Origin of the sequence: Lutispora thermophila DSM 19022, assembly GCF_900142105.1 — a bacterium.
In the GTDB taxonomy this organism is placed as follows: domain Bacteria; phylum Bacillota; class Clostridia; order Lutisporales; family Lutisporaceae; genus Lutispora; species Lutispora thermophila.
In genome coordinates this window covers 213,955-231,688 of record NZ_FQZS01000005.1, presented here as the reverse complement: position 1 = coordinate 231,688, position 17,734 = coordinate 213,955, and the positions used below count along the sequence as shown (strand labels likewise).

20 protein-coding genes and 1 other annotated feature are annotated in these 17,734 nt (G+C 34.1%); all 20 genes read right to left on the bottom strand.

The window, feature by feature from the left end:
* Nucleotides 1–7: 7 nt before the first annotated feature.
* The gene (locus BUB48_RS04330) at nt 8–1,327 is read right to left on the bottom strand and encodes a DUF512 domain-containing protein (RefSeq protein ID WP_073024928.1); all 1,320 of its coding nucleotides are present in this window, start codon (nt 1,325–1,327) and stop codon (nt 8–10) included.
* 129 nt (nt 1,328–1,456) lie between these two features.
* The gene (gene phoU, locus BUB48_RS04325; RefSeq protein WP_073025043.1) at nt 1,457–2,113 is read right to left on the bottom strand and encodes a phosphate signaling complex protein PhoU; all 657 of its coding nucleotides are present in this window, start codon (nt 2,111–2,113) and stop codon (nt 1,457–1,459) included.
* A gap of 25 nt (nt 2,114–2,138) precedes the next feature.
* Complete coding sequence (gene pstB / locus BUB48_RS04320) at nt 2,139–2,891, bottom strand: phosphate ABC transporter ATP-binding protein PstB (RefSeq protein ID WP_073024927.1); 753 nt, start codon at nt 2,889–2,891, stop codon at nt 2,139–2,141.
* 7 nt (nt 2,892–2,898) lie between these two features.
* Nucleotides 2,899–3,720, bottom strand: coding sequence for a phosphate ABC transporter permease PstA (gene pstA, locus BUB48_RS04315; protein ID WP_408631037.1), 822 nt, complete (start codon nt 3,718–3,720; stop codon nt 2,899–2,901).
* A gap of 34 nt (nt 3,721–3,754) precedes the next feature.
* Nucleotides 3,755–4,603 (bottom strand): phosphate ABC transporter permease subunit PstC, encoded by an 849-nt coding sequence (gene pstC, locus BUB48_RS04310; protein WP_073024926.1) that lies wholly within the window; start codon nt 4,601–4,603, stop codon nt 3,755–3,757.
* A 25-nt stretch (nt 4,604–4,628) separates the two neighbouring features.
* Nucleotides 4,629–5,453 carry a phosphate ABC transporter substrate-binding protein gene (locus tag BUB48_RS04305; RefSeq protein ID WP_073024925.1) on the bottom strand — a complete coding sequence of 275 codons (825 nt, stop codon included), beginning with the start codon at nt 5,451–5,453 and terminating at the stop codon, nt 4,629–4,631.
* Between the two features lie 306 nt (nt 5,454–5,759).
* A complete protein-coding gene (gene pnpS / locus BUB48_RS04300) occupies nt 5,760–7,511 on the bottom strand; it encodes a two-component system histidine kinase PnpS (protein ID WP_073024924.1) in 1,752 nt (583 codons plus the stop codon).
* On the bottom strand, nt 7,511–8,230 hold the full coding sequence (locus BUB48_RS04295; protein WP_073025027.1) for a winged helix-turn-helix domain-containing protein: 720 nt from the start codon (nt 8,228–8,230) through the stop codon (nt 7,511–7,513). Before BUB48_RS04295 ends, pnpS begins: the two co-directional genes overlap by 1 nt.
* 8 nt (nt 8,231–8,238) lie before the next feature.
* A complete protein-coding gene (gene pgeF, locus BUB48_RS04290) occupies nt 8,239–9,063 on the bottom strand; it encodes a peptidoglycan editing factor PgeF (RefSeq protein ID WP_084524361.1) in 825 nt (274 codons plus the stop codon).
* Between the two features lie 67 nt (nt 9,064–9,130).
* Entirely contained in the window at nt 9,131–9,784 is a 654-nt protein-coding gene (epsC, locus tag BUB48_RS04285; protein WP_073024923.1) for a serine O-acetyltransferase EpsC, read from the bottom strand.
* Nucleotides 9,785–9,861: 77 nt separating this feature from the next.
* Nucleotides 9,862–10,082: a binding site (T-box leader), on the bottom strand.
* Between the two features lie 69 nt (nt 10,083–10,151).
* Nucleotides 10,152–10,619: a transcriptional regulator NrdR gene (gene nrdR, locus BUB48_RS04280; protein WP_073024921.1), complete on the bottom strand. Its 468-nt coding sequence runs from the start codon at nt 10,617–10,619 to the stop codon at nt 10,152–10,154.
* Between the two features lie 141 nt (nt 10,620–10,760).
* A complete protein-coding gene (locus BUB48_RS04275; RefSeq protein WP_073024914.1) occupies nt 10,761–11,000 on the bottom strand; it encodes a YlmC/YmxH family sporulation protein in 240 nt (79 codons plus the stop codon).
* A 323-nt stretch (nt 11,001–11,323) separates the two neighbouring features.
* The gene (gene sigG / locus BUB48_RS04270) at nt 11,324–12,097 is read right to left on the bottom strand and encodes an RNA polymerase sporulation sigma factor SigG (protein ID WP_073024913.1); all 774 of its coding nucleotides are present in this window, start codon (nt 12,095–12,097) and stop codon (nt 11,324–11,326) included.
* Nucleotides 12,098–12,228: 131 nt separating this feature from the next.
* On the bottom strand, nt 12,229–12,978 hold the full coding sequence (gene sigE / locus BUB48_RS04265; protein ID WP_073024911.1) for an RNA polymerase sporulation sigma factor SigE: 750 nt from the start codon (nt 12,976–12,978) through the stop codon (nt 12,229–12,231).
* A complete protein-coding gene (gene spoIIGA, locus BUB48_RS04260; RefSeq protein WP_073024909.1) occupies nt 12,956–13,882 on the bottom strand; it encodes a sigma-E processing peptidase SpoIIGA in 927 nt (308 codons plus the stop codon). Before spoIIGA ends, sigE begins: the two co-directional genes overlap by 23 nt.
* Before the next feature lie 128 nt (nt 13,883–14,010).
* Nucleotides 14,011–14,550: an N-acetylmuramoyl-L-alanine amidase family protein gene (locus tag BUB48_RS04255; protein WP_073024907.1), complete on the bottom strand. Its 540-nt coding sequence runs from the start codon at nt 14,548–14,550 to the stop codon at nt 14,011–14,013.
* 140 nt (nt 14,551–14,690) lie between these two features.
* Nucleotides 14,691–15,773 carry a cell division protein FtsZ gene (ftsZ, locus tag BUB48_RS04250; protein WP_073024906.1) on the bottom strand — a complete coding sequence of 361 codons (1,083 nt, stop codon included), beginning with the start codon at nt 15,771–15,773 and terminating at the stop codon, nt 14,691–14,693.
* A gap of 156 nt (nt 15,774–15,929) precedes the next feature.
* Complete coding sequence (locus tag BUB48_RS04245) at nt 15,930–16,277, bottom strand: small basic family protein (protein ID WP_175548353.1); 348 nt, start codon at nt 16,275–16,277, stop codon at nt 15,930–15,932.
* Nucleotides 16,274–17,002 (bottom strand): DUF881 domain-containing protein, encoded by a 729-nt coding sequence (locus tag BUB48_RS04240; protein WP_073024905.1) that lies wholly within the window; start codon nt 17,000–17,002, stop codon nt 16,274–16,276. The genes BUB48_RS04245 and BUB48_RS04240 overlap by 4 nt, the downstream gene beginning before the upstream one ends.
* Nucleotide 17,003: 1 nt before the next feature.
* Nucleotides 17,004–17,720, bottom strand: coding sequence for a DUF881 domain-containing protein (locus BUB48_RS04235; protein ID WP_073024903.1), 717 nt, complete (start codon nt 17,718–17,720; stop codon nt 17,004–17,006).
* Nucleotides 17,721–17,734 lie beyond the last annotated feature (14 nt).

Sequence of the window (17,734 nt, the reverse complement as noted above, 5' to 3'; positions counted from 1 at the left end):
CTCCATTCTATCTACAGTATTTTAGAATATTTTCAACTAAATCGCTACCGTCTTGTTTGCATATAATAACTTTCACATCTAACTCTTTCTCGATATCTTCTATGGTCAGATCATCCAAAAATACTGGTTCTCCTTTTCGCAGCATATTATCAGGTATAAATATATTCCCTGAAATATTCTTAGCTTTAAGTTGAGATATTATATCTCCTGCCGTTACAAGTCCAGACACTTTAACAGATGAACCGAAAAATTCATTTTTTATTCCTATTACATTTAAAATAAGACCAGGTATTTTATCCATAATCTTGCCACAAGCCTTCTGCAATATAGGCATAGCATATTCTCCGGTCACGATTGTACCTTTACCTGATACTTCTTCATGTTGCTGAATTTTTGCTAAAGAAGTATCAAGTTCAGCATTGAAAAGTGCAATTATTCCCACACCGTTTTCTATTTGAGAAAATCCCTCATAATTATCATAAGGCTGTATCGGTCTATTGGCAATTAGGTAAAACTCATCAGACAAGAATACAAATCTGGTTCCTAATTTTCTCAGATAGTGTTCTTGCAATGATTCCACTTGATCAATAACCTTTGATGCAGCACTTTCATCATATTGCTTCAAAGGAAACAATCCATCCCTGTATTTGGTCAAACCTACCGGTACGATGGCAACACAGCTTAGTTCAGGATAAAACTCATATAAGTCCTTGATGGTTTTATCCAAATGCCCACCATCATTTATCTCCGGGCATAACACTATTTGACCCTTCATTTCTATTTTACCGTTTTTTAGCCTTCTCATATAGTCAAGAAGCCTAACTGCATTTTTATTATTGAGCATTTTCTTCCTTAGTTCCATATCTGTTGTATGTATTGATATGTTTATAGGGCTTATCCTGAATTTTATGATTTTATCTATATCTTTATCTCTCATGTTGCTTAAACTTAAAAAATTGCCCTGAAGAAATGATAGTCTTGTATCATCATCTTTAAAATACAATGTTTTTCTCATACCCTTTGGCAATTGATCTATGAAGCAGAAAATACACTTATTATGGCAAGATTTAGGTTTGTCAATTATTCCTTCAAATATCAATCCCAAATCTTCATCATAATCCTTTTCTATTTCCAGCTCCCATATCTCACCGTCTGGTTTCTCTATTTCCACAACCAGATATTCATCGCTTATTAGGTATTTATACTCTATTATATCATTTACTTCCTCGCCATTTATGCTTAGAAGTTTATCATCTTTTTGTATTCCCAGTTCATCTGCAATGCTGTCCTTTACAACATCCTTTATGTTTACGCTATAACATGGCATATGTTTTCCTCCTGCCTTTTCCGTACTATTTATATATTATAACCATTGGCAACATTAAGCACAACATTATTTTAGACAACAAAAAACAGGTCTGTACCATCCCCAACAAACCTGCCTTCTACTATATGTTCATTCATTTAAATACACATGCTCACCTGTCACTGCATATATTATCCACTCACAGATGTTTGTAACATGATCAGCTATTCTCTCGATACTCTGGCTAATGAATAAAAAATATGTGCTTTGATTTATCTTTCTTGGATCCTCCATCATAAGTATAAGCAGTTCTCTGAAAATTTGAGAATGAAGCCCATCTACTTCATCATCCCTCTTAGATACTTCTCTTGCTTTATCTACATCCTGTTTAACATAGGCATCTATGCTGTCTTTAACCATACCTGTGACTATATAAGCCATCCTCGGTATATCTATCAGTTCTTTTATATACTTTTCACCAGATAGTCTTTTTGTGATCTTTGCTATATCAACAGCATGATCTGCTATCCTTTCCAAATCCGTAACAATCTTCAAAGCAGTAGCAATTATTCTCAGATCTTTAGCAATGGGCTGCTGCAATGCAATAAGCTTTAAGCATTTATCCTCTATCTCCAATTCCATTTTATCTACTAGATCATCTTGTGCTATTACCTTATCTGCCAACTCAATATCTTGTTTCTTTAATGCATTTATAGAATCAGTTAATGCTTCCTCTACAATACTGCTCATCTTAATCATATCTTTAATTAGTTCTTGTAATTCATTATCAAAATGATTTCTGGTCATCAATTATTATACCTCCTATAAAATATTAACCAAACCTGCCTGTTATATAATCCTCCGTCCTCTTGTCCATAGGCTTATAGAATATTTTCTCTGTCTTGTCGTATTCTATAATCTCTCCATTGAGGAAAAAAGCTGCATAATCTGATATCCTGCCTGCCTGTTGCATATTATGTGTAACTATGATAACCGTGTATTGCTTCTTCAGATTCTCCATCAAATCTTCAATTTTCATTGTTGAGGCAGGGTCCAATGCGGAGGTAGGTTCATCCATAAGCAATATCTCTGGCTCCACTGCAATGGTCCTGGCTATACAAAGCCTCTGTTGCTGACCACCGGATAAGCCCATAGCATTAGACTTTAACCTATCTTTTACTTCATCCCATAAGGCTGCTTCTCTCAAGCTCTTTTCTACTATATTATCAAGTTTGCTTCTGTTCTTGGTACCATGTATTCTCGGTCCATAGGCTATATTTTCATATATAGACATGGGAAATGGATTTGGTTTTTGAAACACCATTCCAACTTTTTTTCTAAGAAGAATGACATCGTATTTGTTTATATCATTGCCTGCTATTTGTATCTCACCATCTATTCTTACATTTGGAATCAAATCATTCATCCTGTTCAAGCATCTGAGAAAAGTCGACTTCCCACATCCCGAAGGTCCGATTAAAGCAGTAACAGATTTATCATATATATCCATGTTTATATTCTTTAATGCATGATGGTTGCCATAATATAAATTTGTATCTTTCACTCTAATTTTCACGCTCCCCATAGCTTTCCTATCTCCTTCTGGCTATAAAAATCCTATTTATCAGTGTATTAGCTGAAAAGTTTATGATAAACACTAAAGCAATTAGTATTACAGCTGTCGCATAGGTGTTTTCTATAGATATACCTTCTGAAGCTAAAGTATAAAGATGTACTGATAAAGTTCTACCAGGTCTGAAAATAGAATCCGGTATACCCAAGGAACTCCCCGCTGTATATAAAACTGCAGCACTTTCACCTACAACTCTCCCTATCCCGAGTATTAAGCCCGTCAATATGCCAGGTATTGCATCAGGTATTATGATTTTTCTGATAGTCTGTAGTTTCGTGGCTCCCAATGCCAGGCTGCCTTCTCTATAAGATTTTGGTACAGCTTTGATAGCCTCTTCTGATGTCTTTATTATTGTAGGCAAAATCATTAAAGTAAGTGTTAAAGCTCCTGATAATATGGAATACTTTAGATCCAGAAAAAACACGAAAAATGAATAACCAAATAAGCCATATATTATTGACGGGATTCCTGCCAATGCTTCAGTTCCAAATCTAATGATGTTAAGCATAGTGCTCTCTTTTGCATATTCGGCCAGATACACTGAAGCTGCAACTCCTATAGGTGCAGCAAAAATTATTGATAAGACAACAATATAAATAGTAGAAACTATTACTGAAAAAACTCCGCCTTCCTTTCCCATTTTCCTTGGCTCTTCCAGCAAAAAATCTAATGATATATGCGGTGCTCCTTTTATTATAATGTCGCTTACAATAAGTACCAAAATAATTGCAGTAAATATTGAAAAAATCCACAATAAGAAGAAAGCCACTCTTTCTTTTATTCTTGAGCTGGTTATAATTTTAATATCATTCAATTTACGCACCTGCCTTTTTAGGTATGAGCTTAGCCAATAGATTCAAACACATTATGAAGATAAACAGCACAATTCCTGTTGCAAACAAGGCTTTTTGATGTTCTCCGCTGGCATATCCCATTTCTATTCCGATGTTCCCTGTAAGCGTTCTTACAGGTGATAATATGCTTTCAGGAATCATTGTACTGTTGCCTGTTATCATTATGACAGCCATAGTTTCTCCTACGGCTCTTGCCATACCAAGTATTATAGATGATATGATTCCTGATCTGGCTGAGGGTAGTATGACCTTAATAATTGCCTGCCAATGGGATGATCCCAAGGCCAAGGAGCCTTCCTTATACTCCTTTGGTACTGCTTCAATGGAATCCTTGGATATGTTTATTATGGTAGGCAGTATCATAATGCCCAAAACAATACTGCCTGCCAAAACACTAAAACCTTGATTGCCGAATAAATCCCTGATAATAGGAACTATAACTGTCATACCATATAATCCATATATAACTGACGGTATACCTGCCAAAAGTTCAATGCCAGGCTTAATAATTGCTGAAACTTTTGGAGACGCAATTTCTGCAAGATATATGGCGCAACTGATGCCAATAGGTACTCCTATTGCCAAAGCACCTATGGTGACATAAATAGACCCAATAATCATTGGAAAAATACCATACACCCCCTTAGTTGGGGTCCAATCCTTTCCAAGGAAAAAAGCTTTTATGCCTATTTTGCTTATTATTGGCCAACCTTCTTTTGTTATAAATACTGCAATAACAGCTATCCCTAATAAGGCTATGGCGGCACAGATCACAAGCATCTTTTCAATTATTCTTTCACTTAATCTCATTAAGCTCTTCCCCTTTTGAAACTAGTTATCTATTAGTTTTTAGATAATTGTTATCTTCAACTATCTGTTGTCCTTCGTCACTAAGAATGAAATCTATAAAGTCTTTAGCTATTCCAGTCGGTTCCTCCTTGGTCACCATTAAGAAAGGTCTCGAAATCTTATAAGCTCCAGAATATATGTTTTCTTCATCACATGGGATTCCATCGATGCTTATAATCTTTAAATTAGCACTGTTCTTTACACTTCCATAGGAAGCATATCCTATTGCATTTTCATCACTTCCTACAGCAGTCATAACCCCGCCTGTGGAACCTTGGGTTATAGATGAGTTTAGTATTTCTTCCACGCCAATGAGCTCAGTGAATGCTCCTCTGGTTCCAGAACCCTCTTCTCTTGTTACAACTGTTATGGTTGCATCTTTGCCTCCAACTTCTTTCCAATTGGTTATTTCCCCAGTATAAATCTTTTTCAGCTGTTCAATGGTTAAATCATTTATCGGGTTTTCCGGATTCAATATTACAGCAATACCATCAGTAGCGATTCTAAACTCTTTTAGCATTTTTTCATCGGATTTTAACTCCCTTGAGGACATTCCTATATCAACTACACCTTCAATGGCGGATTTGATGCCTACACCCGAACCACCTGATTGTATATCTATAATTGCACCAGGATGTTTTTCTTTGTATGCAGAAGCCAGTTCTTCAATTAGCGGCTGTACAGAAGTAGATCCATTTATAAGTATTTTTTTCTCGGTTTCGACAGTATCTGATTGTCCTGAGCATGCTGTCATTATCAGTGTCATTACAACTATTAAGCATAAAATTAATTTTACTTTTCCCCTTACCATTATTACTCCTCCTCTTAGCTTTTTCACTTTGATAATAACTTAATTATGTTAATGCTCTATTATTCCATTGTAAATTCCATGTAAAAAACTGTTGCTTCCTATCTGGAGCATTCATTAGTTATTTGCATCCCCGCTACAAATTAAAGCATGCTTTTCTTCATAATAAAGGCTTCCTTTGAAAGCGTTTATATCAATCAAGGAGGCCTTAGCCATTAGATCAAGTTTATATTAAGATGGAATTAAGCATTACTATGGCTTATAAAAAAAAGAACTTTGATCAACTTTTATCATCAAAGCTCTCTCTTATTAAGGAAATCTTATTATAAATTTAGTCCCTTTTCCTAATTTGCTTTCTACAGATATGTCTGCATTAAAGTTCATGGCTATGTGTTTCACAATGGATAATCCTAAGCCTGTCCCTCCTTCACCGGTCCTCACCCTTGCCTTATCAACCCTATAAAATCTTTCAAATATTCTTGGCAAATCTTCTTCCGGAATGCCAATACCGGTATCTTCTACTACGATAACTTTTCTGGATTCTTCTAAATATCCCTGTATTGTTATTTTCCCTCCCTCATTGGAGTATTTAACCGCATTATCAACAAGGTTAATAAGCATTTGCTTGAATCTGTCCTTGCTCCCAAATATGACACCAATGTCTCCCTTTATTGATTTCTCTATAATAATTCCCTTGCTTTCTGCTTTAGATTTAAACAAAGGTATTATTTCGTCAATGGCTGATTTTATCTCAATCTTCTCTTTTGCTTTCTCCTCTTTATTGCTCTCCAACTCTGAAAGAAACAAAGTTTCATTTATCAAATTGACAAGCCTATCCGCCTCTGCATCTATTATATCTATAAATCTTAAAGCTATCTTTTCATCCCTTATAGCACCTTCTTTTAATGTCTCAATAAACCCTTTTATTGAAGTCAATGGAGTTTTCAACTCATGGGATACATTAGCTACAAACTCGCTTCTAACTTTTTCAAGTTTCCTCACGTGGGTTATATCTTGAAGCACTATTATAACACCAATTGGATATGATCCATCCCTTTCCAAAATGGGATTGGTATATAAACGAATTATTCTTTCTTGAGGATAATTGAGCGTTATCTCTGTTTCTTTATAGGCTTTGTTTTCAACGGTATCATCCAAATATTTTTGTATTTGGTGATTCCTCAATGCAAACATAAGGTGCCTTCCTATCAATTCTTTATCTTCAATGTCCAATATTTCCGTTGCCTTTTTGTTTATAAAAAGTATCCTCCAATGATTGTCTATGGCTATTATTCCACTTGCTACGCTGCTCAATATTGCTTCCATTTCCTTATTTCTTGTGTTTAATCCATTTATATAATATTGCAGCTGTTGAGACATATTATTAATTGTTTCAGCTAATCTGCTTATCTCATCATTACCGTATATTTTCACCCTAACATTGAAATTTCCTTTCGCTATTTCATCAGATGTCTGTGTAATTTTTGATAAAGGTTCAACTATTTTTCTTGTTGAAACATATCCAATAACCAAAGCTATGGCCAAGCCAAATATAAAGGCCATTAATAGATTATATAAATATTTCCTTGTAATTATCTCAATATCTTTCAAAGGCATGGAAAGCCTGACAATAATCATTTGACCGTCATATGTCAAAGCTGTGGCGTAATATATATAATCAGCTCTAATAGTACCACTATATCTTCTCTCAAGGCTATAGTATCCCATTATTGCTTTTCTGACTTCCGGCCTATCAATATGATTATCCATTTTTGATATATCTTCATCAGAATCTCCTAGAACATTACCTTGCATATCAATCAACGTTATCCTAATGTCATCATATGTCCTAATTTGCTTTATATATTCATCCATGTCTTTAAAACCATAACCACTCAATCGCTCAGCAATCAACTCAGCTATAAAAAGAGAATTGGATATTAGTTTGTCTTCCACAACACTGTTATATGTAGACCTGATGGTAACATATGATAATATTCCGCTGATAGCAAAACCAATAAGCAACACATAAAGCAAGGATAAGAATATCTTTTTACCCATTACAAATCACCTGGAACTTCAAATTTATAACCTACTCCTCTTACAGTTTTAATCATTCCTTCCTCATTATCTCCCCACAGTTTCCTTCTTAAATTGCTAACATGAACATCCACGGTTCGTGTCTCTCCTCCAAATTCATATCCCCACACAGCATCAAGAAGGAAATCTCTAGTCATCACTTTACCAGGATTTTCAGCCATTATTCTAAGAAGTTCAAACTCTTTTAGCGTGAGTATTATTTTCTTTGCGTTAATTTTTACTTCATATTTATCCACGTCTATTTCAAGGTTTCCAAAGGAAATTTTACTCTTCTGATTTTCTGATTCTTGGAGAAAATTTTCGTCATTTTTAACTCTTCTCAAAACAGTCCTTATTCGTGCAATAAGCTCTTTTACACTGAAAGGTTTTGTTACATAATCATCTGCTCCCAGTTCCAAACCTAATACTTTATCAAGTTCCTCACCTTTTGCAGTAACCATAATAATTGGAATATTCCTTGTTAGCTCATTCATCCTTATCATCTTACATACTTCTAATCCGTCTGTGCCAGGTATCATAATGTCAAGTAGAATTATATCAGGCATTTCTTTCAGTGCCATACTGTAACCCTCATATCCATTATCAGAGATAATGACCTCATACCCGTTCTTTTCTAAATTATATCGTAAAAGCTCCTGAATGCCATAATCATCTTCGATAACATGGACTTTCACTTCCATACCCCCTATCAATAATACAACCCCATAATGGCTGACATGCTGCCATTTCTTCCCTTATTCCTCCTATAAGAGAAAAATAGATCATCATTGCATTTGGTACACATTCTGCTTTCATTGATATTATACTGCCTTACCCCTGACTCCAAAAGCAATTTTCTATTAGCTGCCCATAGATCAATCAGGTACTTCCCTGATGACTTATCAAATACGATATCAGAATGATTGCTAAAGTTCCTTCTAAACATTTCTGCCGCGTCTTCATCCACTTCAAAGCAATCCTTTTCTATGGAAGGACCTATAGCTGCCAATAAATCCTCTGGCTTTGTATTATATATCATTTTCATTTTCTCAATGGTTTTCTTTACGATATGCAAAACTGTGCTTCTCCATCCAGAATGCACAAGACCGATGGCTTTATTGACAGGATCAAGAAGGTATATTGGAACACAATCTGCATAAAAAGTCATTAAAGGAACATTGGGCAAATTCGTTACCAAAGCATCGTATCCTTGGATTGGTTGATCATGGGACGATTTTTTTTTCAAGAAGTTTTCATCGACAATCAACACATTATCACCATGTACCTGTTTTGACATAATCAACTTTTTATAATCTATTCCTATGGCACTACATACTAAATCTAAATTTTTGTTTGTTACCTCTATAGGTTCATCTTTAAAAGGAGAAGTATTTAAAGAAGCATAAATGCCCTTGCTTACTCCTCCTTGCTTTGTGGTAAAACAATGTCTCACTATCCCCGTGTTCGAAAATTCAGGGATGGTTAAATATATTAAGTTTCCTGACTTATTGATTTCAAATGCCATTTCTATCATTCACTCCAAACTAATATAGTATTATTGATTCCAATAACATTATATTAGCCTTTATCCTCATTGGTAATCAACTGGTTTTTTTGACACTTTCTGAAACATTCAACAATATTTCTTCAAGTATCTTGATTCTTTCTTCCAGTTCCTTAATTCTGTTTTCTACAGGATCCGGCAAATCGGTATGATTTAAATCTATCTTCACTACTTCATTTGCTTTTCTGGTTGTATGAGCAGGAACTCCTACCGCTGTGGTGCTAGGCGGTACACATCTTAAAACCACGGCACCCGCTCCAATCTTTGCATTACTTCCTACGGTTATAGGTCCAAGTATTTTTGCTCCTGAACCTATAGTAACGTTGTTATGAATTGTTGGATGCCTTTTTCCTTTATCTTTACCAGTGCCTCCAAGGGTGACTCCTTGGTATATAGTAACATCATCGCCAATTTCCGTTGTTTCTCCTATGACTATCCCCATGCCATGATCAATAAACAATCTTCTGCCTATCACTGCCCCGGGATGAATTTCTATGCCGGTTAAAAAACGGGCAAATTGTGATATAAGTCTTGCAATAAGAAATAGTCTTTTGTTATAAAAAAAGTGGCTTATTCTGTACATGATGATGGCATGTAAACCGGGGTAGCATAGTAAAACTTCCAGCTTGCTTTTTACCGCCGGATCCCTTTCCATCACTACATTGATGTCTTCTCTTAATGTTTTAAGCATGATTTCACTCCTTTATGTTTTCATGGTGATTATGGTTGCTCCATAATTAAAAAACCTCTTAATAGGAAAATATCCTATTAAGAGGCAGTATACTCTGCGGTTCCACTCTTATCTGTACTCTATGGGTACCAACATACCCACGCAATTATAACGGATGCTTCCGTAACGACCTAATAAATTTCAGCCTAAAGCTCCTGGGCGCACTTTCGGTAAATACTTTTAAGATCGCTTCCAGCCTTGGCAATCTCTCTCTGAAAAAGTATGTTAATTACCTACACTTCCCATTCATAGCCTTTAATATATTTAATTCCGACTAATATAGTATGATTAAATTATAATTGTCCACCAATCATATGTCAATATACTTTTAAAGAATTTGCGAATTCTCATTAATCAATTTATTCAGTTCTTCCATGAATGTGTTAATATCTTTAAATTGCTTATAAACAGAAGCAAAACGAACATAAGCTACATCATCAACTTTTCTTAATATGGCCATAACCATCTCACCTATTCTCTTGCTTTCGATTTCTTTATCCATTGTATTATACAATTCCTTTTCAATGTTATCCGCCATTTCCTCAATATCTTTTACAGATACCGGTCTCTTTTCGCAGGCTTTCAGGATTCCATTAATGATCTTATTTCTTTGATAAAGCTCTCTTCTTCCGTCCCTTTTAACAATTATCAATGGCATTTCTTCTATCTTCTCATAAGTTGTAAACCTCTTGGAACAACTTTCACATTCCCTTCTTCTTCTTATAACAGTATATTCATCAGCGGGCCTTGAATCAACAACTTTGCTTTCATTCCAACCGCAATAGGGACACTTCATATCAATTCCTCCTAATGTGTTTCTACCACTATAAAGTCAATGTATATAATAATTATACTATAATCATGTTAATAACACATATAGAAGTTTGGTTTACTTTTAATAATTTGCATAATTCTGATGGGTTTATATTATAAATAGTCATTGCGAGTTTCTATCTATCAATATAACATCTACCCCAATTTTCTTTATATTTTCCCAAGGTATAACAATATCATTATCCTTGGCTATCACTCTAAACAATTTGCTTTCCGAAGGAATTATAATGGCTTCAATAGCTCCTGTTTCCATGTTTATTTCTACATCTGACACGAAGCCAAGCCTTTTACCGTCCGACATATTTATAATTTCTTTCTGTCTTAACTCCGATGCTTTAAACACACTAACACCCCCATTTCTGATACATATACTATTAAAATATATAAGACATGCATCAGAAATAGAACCTGAATTTGTGTATTTGAACTATGCCTTATGAGACATGGATTGTAAACCATGTACTGTAAACTATGAACTATGTTGTTTATTTATTTCTCTGGAAAAGTTTTTAAAATTGCTTGAACTTATCATGAAATGAGCCAGAAGCCTTGAAAATAATTTAAACGCATAATTAATTATACCAAGATTTACTACATAAGAAACAAACTATTTTCCCGAAAAATAAGAATATGTGCAGCTACACATATTCTTATTTCTAAATCAATCTATATATACTTTCTCATATGACTCAAAGCAGTTTTCTCAAGCCTAGATACCTGTGCTTGAGATATACCTATTTCCTCTGCAACTTCCATTTGCGTTCTTCCCTGGAAGAACCTTAGATTAAGTATAAGTTTTTCTCTATCATTAAGCTTTTTCATTGCTTCGCTTAATGCAATACTTTGAACCCAATTATCATCCTTGTTCTTATCATCCGCTACCTGATCCATTACATAAATAGCGTCCCCATTATCGTGATATATGGGTTCAAACAAGGATAGTGGGTCTTGTATGGCATCCAACGCAAAAACCACTTCTTCAACCGGTAAATCAAGTTCCTTTGCTATTTCAGATACGGTAGGTTCTTTTGAATTTTCATTTATCAATTTATCTCTTACTTGCAAAGCTTTATAAGCAATATCCCTTAAAGACCTGCTTACCCTTATAGAGTTATTATCCCTTAAATATCTTCTTATCTCACCTATAATCATAGGTACTGCATAAGTAGAAAACCTAACGTTCTGATCCAAATCAAAATTGTCTATAGCTTTAATCAACCCTATACAACCTACCTGGAACAAATCATCTACATATTCACCTCTGTTATTGAATCTCTGTATAACACTTAATACCAACCTGAGGTTACATTTTATAAATTCTTCCCTGGCTTCTTTATCACCCTGTCTTATTCTTTTTAAAAGCTCCATCATTTTTGCATTAGACAAAACTGGGAGCTTAGAAGTATTCACACCACATATTTCAACCTTATTAATCATCATACAGGCACACCCTTTTCATTTAGTAGACATTTAAATTATTACCATAGCTATCTTTTTTATTCATTGAAATAGGTTAATTCATATCAAAAAATATCCAGATATATATATATCTGGATATTTGCAAATTGATTCTATATCATTTTATTTATCTCTTTTTTTAACCTTTTTATTATTCTCTTCTCCAGCCTTGAAATATATGACTGTGAAATTCCGAGCATATCTGCCACTTCTTTTTGAGTCTTTTCCACTCCATCATTTAAGCCAAATCTCAACTCCATTATTCTCTTTTCTCTTTCATTTAGCTTTTTCAGTGCGATATCAAGCAATTCCTTGTCGGTTTCATCTTCCAAATATCTGTATATCAAATCATTATCTGTACCTAATATATCTGATAACAATAGTTCATTTCCATCCCAATCTATATTTAATGGTTCATCAAAAGATATCTCTGATTTCACCTTGCTGTTTCTTCTCAAATACATAAGTATCTCATTCTCTATACATCTGGAAGCATATGTAGCAAGCTTAATTTTCTTATCAGGATCGAAGGTGTTTACCGCTTTTATCAATCCAATAGTGCCTATAGAAACCAAATCCTCTACTCCAACACCAGTATTTTCAAACTTTCTAGCTATGTACACCACAAGTCTTAAATTCCTTTCTATCAATACTGATCTAGCATTGCTTCCTGCTTCATTGAGCTTTGATATCCAAGCAATTTCATCATCCATATCTAACGGGGGAGGCAATGCTTCATTACCACCAATGTAGTGAATCCAGCTTTCATCGGTATTTCTTATTCTTTGTTTAATCTTCACTATCAGTAGTATTAATTGAAGGCCTAACAATCTGAATAATTTATGCACTTTTTTTCCCCCCATTATAATTGCTTAATATTTCAGGATGCAATAAAGCTCTATATTCGCCATCTTTAGATAGATTTTTATTATATATCGCAATAATAATATCTTTAACATAATTTTTTGATCTTTTATCTTCAATGCTAACTGCATCAGGTTTAAACCCTATCAGCATTCCATTTTCAGTACCTAAAGATTTAAATGGTATAAATCTGAACTTTGTCATCCATTCAGACCTAGACAAAACTGAGGCTATGACATTTAAATTATTTTCCTTGTTATGCTCAAATATCTTTTGAATTTCTTCTGGTAATATTTCTTTTATAGCCTCATATTCCGCCACAATTACCGGTAGATTAGTTATAGGATCTGTTAAAGAATTCCCTGTGTCTACTAATGCCATCAAACATATTCTTTTGTTATCTTTTAATATGGATATTTCCAATAGTATCTTCTCTCGTTTTATCTTTGATATAATATATCCCCATGAGTACTTTACAATTATGTAAGAACATATTATTGATAAAAACAAAAGCTTTGCAGGAAAACTCTCCATGTAAAATATGCCTTTATAAGAATATCTGACACCATTTACAAGATAATATATACCGAAGGCTGCACCACCAAATATAAGCGAGACAATATAGAATACTAATATAATTCTTCCAAATTCTTTAAAGGTGTATGGATTAAAAGCCACAACGATGATAAATAATGAAAATATAATCTTCAAAAGCCAGGTATAGAGATACTCAAAGCCCGGAAAATAATAAAAAACAGCATAAATAGCACCTGCTATGGAAGCAATGATAATGTTTATTCTTTTATAAGATATTTTTGTTAACTTGGCAGTACTAAATAATATCAAATAATTCATTAGTAAATTTTCCACAAAAATTATATCCCCATATACATACTTGATCATATCTAAACATACCTTTGCTATTTCAAAATCAGTTATAAACTAAATCATATCTACTATAATTATAGAAACATATATGGAAAATATTTGTCATTTTGGGAAGTCGAAATAAAAAAATGCATTTTATAAATCTACATAAAAATCCCTTTTATCTTCAAGTATTCTAATATACCATCACAAATACCATCAGATATCATTTTTTTATATTGATTCTGCTCCATTATCAATCTTTCATATGGGTTTGAATAAAATCCTATTAATGAAACAACGGCAGTTTCATTGGATTCTATTAGTCGTATTATATTTGGATGTGTTTTATTATTACAGCTAATTATTCCTCTGTTATATAGCTTAGTAGCCTTTACCAACTCTTTTTGTATCTTTTTTGCGAGCAACTCCCCTCTCTTGCTGCTATCTCTGTAATAAGTTTCGATGCCTTTTTGGTTTGTATTATCTGACCAATTTACATCTATAACAATCAATATATCTGCATTAGAACGCTCAATTAGGCTAAGTCTGTCCTCAAGACTTACTTTATTACCACTTCTTGATCTTATGTTGACTGGAATACCATTATTTTGGAGCTTATCAAACATATTTTTTGCTATTTCATAGCAATCAAAATCCTCGTAACCTACTCCATAACCCCAATCGATGTAAATTTTAGGCATAAACATCACCACACTAAAATTATGTATAATACATATATATTGCTTTGCAATTTTTTTATTCCAAAAATTTTACAAAAAAAATAAAGGCTTCCTCCTGTTAAAGATTAACATGAAAGAAACCTTAAAATCTTTTCTTATTCTTATTTGAATCTGTTTCTTAAAAACGGCGGAATATCAAGATCATCATCACTATAATTTGATTTATATGGTTCAGGTTTTTTATCTATTACTTCATCTTCATTGTCATCATTTTGCCGTGGCTTGACTCCAAACTCATCAAAGCCTGTAGCAATAACAGTAATCCTTATTTCATCCTTCAAATTCTCGTCTATAACTGCACCAAATATAATGTTTGCATCCGGATCTGCAGACTGGAATACCAGTTCTGCTGCTTCATTAACCTCAAATATTCCAAGATCTGGTCCACCTGTTATATTAAGAAGAACACTCTTGGCTCCTTCTATTGAAGTTTCCAAAAGAGGACTATGTATAGCTTGTTTTACTGCATCGGCACTTCTGTTTTCACCGCTGCCATGCCCAATACCCATATGTGCAAGTCCTTTTCCCTGCATTATGGTCTTAACATCTGCAAAGTCCAAATTAACAAGTCCTGGTACTGCTATTAGATCGGAAATACCTTGCACACCTTGCCTTAGCACATCATCTGCAATCCTAAAGGCATCCATTATTGAAGCCTTTTTATCAACTATCTGTAGCAATCTATCATTCGGTATTGTAACCAGTGTATCAACATGCTCCTTAAGTTCCATCAAACCTTTTTCTGCTTGAAGCTTTCTTACTTTACCTTCAAAACCGAAAGGTTTGGTCACAACTCCAACAGTTAATATTCCAAGTTCTTTGGATATCTTGGCTACAATTGGAGCAGCTCCTGTACCTGTGCCTCCACCCATACCTGCTGTAACAAAAACCATATCTGCGCCTTCCAAGGCTTGTTTTATGTCTTCATAATTTTCTTCCGCTGCCTTCCTACCAATCTCAGGATTTGCACCGGCACCCAGCCCTTTCGTCAGCTTCTCCCCAATTTGAAGCTTATTAGGTGCTTGTGCCATATATAAAGCTTGTTTATCTGTATTGACAGAATAAAATTCTATCCCTTTAAGACCTGCAGCAATCATTCTATTTACTGCGTTATTTCCAGCGCCTCCTACACCTATAACCTTTATACGAGCTACTGAATTAACTTCAACATCAAACTCGAGCACATTACGACCTCCCTATTACATCCATAATTAAAGAAATAATGCCTATTTTATAGCAATAAGATCCATTCTCACATTTTTTGCTAGTTCAACTAATATATTGTTTAATAATATATTGTTCAACGCAAATGCCTATTTTCCTTTATTTTTATAAAATTTTTATTTACTATTTTTTTTCATTTTAGCTAATATATATCTTCTTATAATTGCAAAGTTTTGGAACAGCCTGACACCAAAAGCAAATATAGCAGCATAATAAATTGGAACCCCAAGTTGATCACCAATATATGTTAATATTGCGGCTAAAGCTGCATTAGCAAAAAAACCTGAAATGAATATTTCAATATCAAAGGTGTTTTCCATAGAGGACCTCACACCCCCAAAAACTGAATCTAAAGCTGCCAGTATTGCTATGGACATATAAGTTGAATATTGTATAGGTATTGTAAAAGGAGAGAGTAAACCTATAAATATTCCCAGTAATAAACCCAATAATGGTATAATCATTTACTTTCACCTTCTTTTATGCTTTTCTGATAATTAAGTTTCAAAGGAGCCTTATATCCATCCATCACTATATTTTCTGCTTTTTTTACATCAATTTCTATACCTGTATATTCCATTAAATCAATGTAACTGTCTGGTGCGAGTATTGATGCCTCAAGAACCTTGGGGTCACCAATTGCTTTAATTATAAAGGGAGCCGCATGTCTCTTCCCATCTATTATTATTATGGGTCCGCCACACTCTATATTAGATGTTCCCAATATCCTTTCACCGTTTATTGAAATGGCTTCTGCTCCAGCTGCTTTCAGTTCATTTACAACTTCCAGTACATCAATATCATGAATTACATATAGTTCTGGATTATCCATGATTCCAATTTCTTTTTTACTATCATTCATAGTAATTATAATACCTGGACCAGAAATTTTCTCCAATCCTGCATAATTCCTTATTTTCTTCCATTCTTCCATCATTGAATTATATATGCTTCCGCTCTCACTCAAGCTGGTTTCATATTCTTTAAGCTTTTGCTCCAATTCATTTATAGATTTATTAAGATTTTCAATTTCTACTTCTATATTGCTTACATCCTTCTCCAAGGCTAACAGCTTAGGTATTGTTATAATACCCAAAGATGTAATATCGGATTTTAATTGTACAGTGAGAAAAAAACCTAATATAATTCCAATGGCAAATAAATAATATGCGGATAATCCTTTTTTCATGTTATTGGGTTTCTCCTTCTTTTACTACTTTTGAATACTTCTTATCAATTACACCATCATACTTTTTAATTACAACAGATTGATGTTGAGTAATGGATATGGCTACGCCCTTGTTTTCAATTCTTTGAACAACACCATCCCTCATCCTTAAAGCTGCTTCAAGAGTTTTTGGATCTCCTATGGCTTTAAATGTAAAAGGAGGTGCAAACTTCACTGTGTTAATGTTTATATGAAGTCCTGCTTGTCTAATCTCTGTTGTTGATATAATTCTCTGATCATTTATTGAAATAGCCTCTGCCCCGGCCGCATTTAGTTCATTAACCAACTCCAATAAATCTGTGTAACTAATGATATTATAATTGTAGTGCTCTGAAAACTTCAAGTCATCTACCGTCATTGTAATACCAGGTCCTTCTACATCTACAAGCCCAGCAATTATTCTGGCTTTGTTTAATTCCTCATTTAAAAACTTTGCTGCCAAATTCCCTTCAGCTTCTGCATTTTCGTATTCTCGCAGCTGCTTTTCCAATTGGTTTTTCAACTCTATTAAATTATCTCTTTCTGTAGTAACTCTTTTCAATTGGGATGCTAATTCTCTTGCTCTATATTCGGTTACCGGACCCAGATTATTTTTAACGGTTTTAAATTGCACAGCGATCATTACTCCCAGAACTAGGCACACCAAACCCATAGCTAGATAAGTTTTTATGTTTTTCATTGATAAACCTCCCG